The sequence below is a fragment of the Streptomyces sp. BRA346 genome (assembly GCF_052851135.1).
The window spans coordinates 1-4543 of record NZ_JAIWIH010000106.1; the positions used below are offsets into that span (position 1 = coordinate 1).

2 protein-coding genes and 1 pseudogene are annotated in these 4543 nt (G+C 73.1%); 1 reads left to right on the forward strand and 2 read right to left on the reverse strand.

What is annotated here, in order from left to right; translation table 11 throughout:
- Positions 1 to 1179, reverse strand: a 1179-nt coding sequence (locus LCH29_RS43490) for a beta-ketoacyl synthase N-terminal-like domain-containing protein (protein ID WP_446467209.1), incomplete at its 3' end; no start/stop codon positions are given.
- A 71-nt stretch (positions 1180 to 1250) separates the two neighbouring features.
- On the opposite strand from LCH29_RS43490, the pseudogene LCH29_RS43495 reads away from it, so the two are divergent.
- Positions 1251 to 1418: pseudogene (locus LCH29_RS43495) on the forward strand (zinc ribbon domain-containing protein); the annotation flags it as partial.
- A gap of 2 nt (positions 1419 to 1420) precedes the next feature.
- On the opposite strand, the gene LCH29_RS43500 reads toward LCH29_RS43495, so the two are convergent.
- On the reverse strand, positions 1421 to 4543 hold a 3123-nt coding region (locus tag LCH29_RS43500), incomplete at its 5' end, for an SDR family NAD(P)-dependent oxidoreductase (RefSeq protein WP_446467210.1).

Below are 4543 nucleotides of genomic sequence, written 5' to 3' on the forward strand. Positions count from 1 at the left end.
CTGGATCATCTTGATGACGCCACCGATACCGGCCGCCGCCTGGGCGTGGCCGATGTTGGACTTGAAGGACCCGAGCCAGAGGGGTTCGTCGCGGTTCTGACCGTACGTGGCGAGCAGGGCCTGGGCTTCGATGGGGTCGCCGAGGGTGGTGCCGGTGCCATGGCCTTCGACGGCGTCCACCTGGTCGGGGGTGAGCCCGGCGCTCGCGAGGGCGGCGTGGATGACCCGCTGCTGAGCGGGGCCGTTGGGCGCACTCAGCTGGCTGCTCTTGCCGTCCTGGTTGACCGCCGAGCCGCGGATGACGGCCAGGATGGGATGTCCGTTGGCCTGGGCGTCGGAGAGCCGTTCGAGCAGGATCGTGCCCGCGCCCTCGGCCCAGGTGGTGCCGTCGGCGGCAGCGGAGTAGGACTTGGCCCGGCCGTCGGGCGCCAGCCCGCGCTGGCGGCTGAACTCCACGAACATCCCCGGCGTCGGCATCACCGCGGCGCCACCGGCCAGCGCCATGGTCGACTCGTCGTTCCGCAGCGACTGACAGGCCATGTGGAGCGCCACCAGCGAGGAGGAGCACGCGGTGTCCACGGTGACCGCCGGGCCCTCCAGACCGAGCGTGTACGCGATCCGCCCGGACGCCACGCTGAGCGTCGTACCGGTCAGCAGATGACCCTCGACATCCTCCGGGCCGCGGTGGATGAGCGACGCGTACTCGTGCCCGGACACCCCGCTGAACACCCCCGTACGGCTGCCGCGCAGCTCGCCGAGGGACAGCCCGGCGCTCTCCACGCACTCCCAGCTGGTTTCGAGGAGCAGCCGCTGCTGGGGGTCGAGCGCGAGGGCCTCGCGGGGGCTGATGCCGAAGAACTCGGGGTCGAAGCGGTCGGCGTCGTAGAGGAAGCCGCCCTGGCGGGCATAGGTCTTCCCGGTGGCGTTGGGGTCCGGGTCGTACAGGCCGTCCAGGTCCCAGCCCCGGTTGTCCGGGAACGGCCCCACCGCGTCACGCCCCTCGGACACCAGCTCCCACAGCCCCTCGGGCGTGGTGGCCCCGCCGGGAAACCGGCAGGCCATGCCCACGACCGCGATCGGCTCGCGGCTCCGTGACTCCGCCTCGGCCAGCCGCTGACGGGTGCGCTGGAGGTCGGCGGTCACCCGCTTGAGATAGTCGCGCAGCTTGTCCTCGTTCATCGGGATTCCTTCGTGGGTACTCCGGCCTTCAGGTCGGGGAGGAAACGAAGCTCCTGCGGAGCAGGGCAGGATGGTTCCCCAGCAGCAAGCTGTGCGGGGCCTGCGGCACGGTCCGCGAGAAGCTGCCGCTGAACGTCCGGGAGTGGACGTGCGTCTGCGGCGCCGTGCACGACCGCGACGTGAACGCGGCGCGGAACATTTTGGCCGCCGGGCTGGCGGTGTCTGCCTGTGGAGACGGTGGTCAAGAGAGCCCCAGCTCGTTGTCGATGAAGTCGAAGATCTCGTCATCCGTCGCGGACTCGATCGTCACGCCCTCCGCCCCCGGCCGCTCCGGTGCGGCGTCCTCCGGGCCCGCGCCGTCCAGCGTCAGCAGGAGAGCCTGCATGCGCGCGGCCACCGCGGTACGGACACCGGGAACGGCGGTCCGCAGACTGCTCTCCAGCCGGTCCAACTCGGCGACCAGCGCCTGCGGAACCTCCTCGACGGCCCGGACCGGGGCCAGTTCGGCCCGCAGCATGGAGGCCAGCTGCACCGGCGTGGGGTAGTCGAACAGGGTGGTCGGCGGTAGCCGGAGGCCGGTGGCGTGGTTGAGGTTGTTGCGGAACTCGACGGTGGTGAGCGAGTCGAGCCCCATCTCCAGGAATCCGCTGTCGGCGTCGATGGCGTCCGGCGAACCATGACCGAGGACCGCGGCGACCTGCCCGCGGATGTACGTGAGGAGGATGTCCAGCTGCGTGGCCTCGTCATGCGGGGCGATCCGCTGCCGCAGCGTGTCCGGGGCCGACGCACCGCCCGTGGCGGCAGCCCGACGCGCCCGGGAGCGGACCAGCCCCTGCAACACCGGGGGCACCGGAGCATCGCCCTCGCCCAGCCGGGCCAGGTCCAGCTTCGCGGGCACCAGCAGCGCCTGCGGCGAGCCCAGGGCGAGGTCGAGCAGGCCGAGCGCCTGGGCCGTGCGCATCGCGCCGATGCCACCCCGACCCAGCCGCGCCCGCCCGACCGGATCCAGCCCCGCCGTCAGCTCGCTGGTCTGTGCCCACAGGCCCCACGCCAGCGAAAGACCCGGTAGCCCGCGTCCTCGGCGGTGGGCGGCGAGCCCGTCCAGGAAGGTGTTCGCGGCCGCGTAGTTGGCCTGTCCCGCATTGCCGATCGCCCCCGCGGCGGAGGAGAACAGCACGAACGCGGCCAGGTCCAGGTCCTCCGTCAGCCGGTGCAGATGCCAGGCGGCATCGACCTTGGGCCGCATGACCCGCGCGAGCCGTTCCGGCGTCAGCGAGGCGACGGCGGCGTCGTCCAGCACCCCGGCCGTGTGGAACACACCGGTCAGCGGGTGCGCGTCGGGAATCGACCGCAGCAGTCCGGACACCGCCTCGGCGTCCGCGGTGTCGCAGGCCGCGACGGACACGTCGGCGCCCAGTGCCTTCAGCTCCGCGGCCAGTTCGACCGCGCCGTCCGCCGCCGGGCCGCGCCGGCTGGCCAGCAGCAGATGCCGTACGCCGTGCCGCTCCACGAGGTGCCGGGCCAGCAGGCCGCCGAGGGTGCCGGTGCCGCCGGTGATGAGCACGGTCCCCTCGGGGTCGAGCCCGGCGCCGTTCGCCCCGCCGTCGGTCTCCGGAGTTTCCGTTGTCTCTGCCGCGGGCAGCGTCGCGCGCACCAGCCGGGGCACGCGCAGCTCACCGCCGCGGATGGCGAGCTGGGATTCGCCCGTGGCGAGCGCCGCCGGGAGCGCGCGGTACGAGGCGTCCGACGCGTCCAGGTCGACGAGCACGAACCGGCCGGGATACTCCGCGTCCGCGGTGCGCATCAGTCCCCACACCGTGGCCGCCGCCGGATCCGGCACCCGCTCGCCGACCTCCGTGGCCACCGCCCCTCGGGTCAGCACCACCAGCCGCGCGTCGGCGAGGGTCTCGTGGGAGACGAAGTCCTGGACCAGGGCGAGCATGTCGCCGACCGCGGTGTGGGCGTCGGCCGCCAGGTCACCGCCGTCGGAGCGGGCAGGCCCCGTCACCACGATCTGCGGCGGTTTGGCGCCCTCCCCGCCGAGCGTGGCGAGGGTGGCGTAGCCCACCGCGTCGATCCCGGCGGTACGGAGCGCGGCGGCCACCTCCGTCACGCCGACCACCGCCCACGGGCCGCCGGTCTGTGATGCGGGCGCGGGCACGGGGAGCCAGCTCGGCTCGTAGAGGGCATCGCTCTGCCGGGCTCGGGCGGCGGCCAGCTGATCCGGCGCCACCTCCCGCATGGCCAGCCCGGCGATGGTGAGCACGGGGGCGCCCGTGGCGTCGGCCACCGCCAGCGACATCACGTCCCGCTCCGAACGGGACAGCCGCACCCGCAACCGGGACGGGCCGACGGCGTGCAATGCCGCACCGCTCCACGAGAAGGGCAGCCGTACGCGCTCCGACTCGTACCAGAACAGCATCAGCGGGTGCAGCGCCGAGTCCAGCAGGGCGGGATGGACGCCGTACGCCTCCGGGTCCGTACCGTCCGGGAGCGCGATCTCCGCGTAAAGGGTGTCACCGTCCCGCCAGCCCGCCCGGAAGCCCCGGAACAGCGGCCCGTACTCGTATCCACGCCCGATGAACCCGCGGTAGAACTCCTCGACGTCGACGGACTCGCCCTCGGCGGGCGGCCACGCCGTGAGGTCGAACGCGGGCTCCGGCGCGGAATCGGCGAGGAAGCCACTGGCATGGCGGGTCCACTCGGCCGTCTCCTCGGCCGCCCCGCTCTCCGACGAGAACAGCGCGAACGACCGCCGCCCGGCCTCGTCCGCGGCCCCCACGGTGAGCCGCAGCTGCCGAGCGCCACGCTCCGGCACGGCCAGGAAGGCATGGTGCGTCAGCTCTTCGATCTGATCGCAGCCGACGTACCCGGCCGCGTGCAGCAGCAGATCCACGAACGCCACGCCCGGCAGCACCACCGTTCCGTGGACGACGTGATCGCTCAGCCACGGCTGGGCCTTGAGCGACACCTCGCCGGTGAACACGGCGCCTTCCCCGTCGGGCAGGGTGATCGCCGCGGTGAGGAGGGGGTGGGCGGAGGTGTTCGGGCCGCCGGTGGTGGGCTGCGACGTCTCCAGCCAGTAGCGCTGGCGTTGGAAGGGGTAGGTGGGGAGGGCGGTGGGTGTGCTGGTCTCGCCGATCAGGGGAGTCCAGTCGACGTGGACGCCGTGGGTGTGTGCGGTGGCCAGGGCGGTGAGGAAGGTGTGGTGCTCGTCCCGCTCGCGGTGGAGGGTGGGGACGAAGGTGGCACCCTCCGGCAGGGCGTCCTGGGCCATGGTGGTGAGGGTGGCGTCGGGGCCGAGTTCGAGGTAGTGGCGGACGCCGTGGGTGTGGAGGGTGGTGATGCCGTCGGCGAAGCGGAC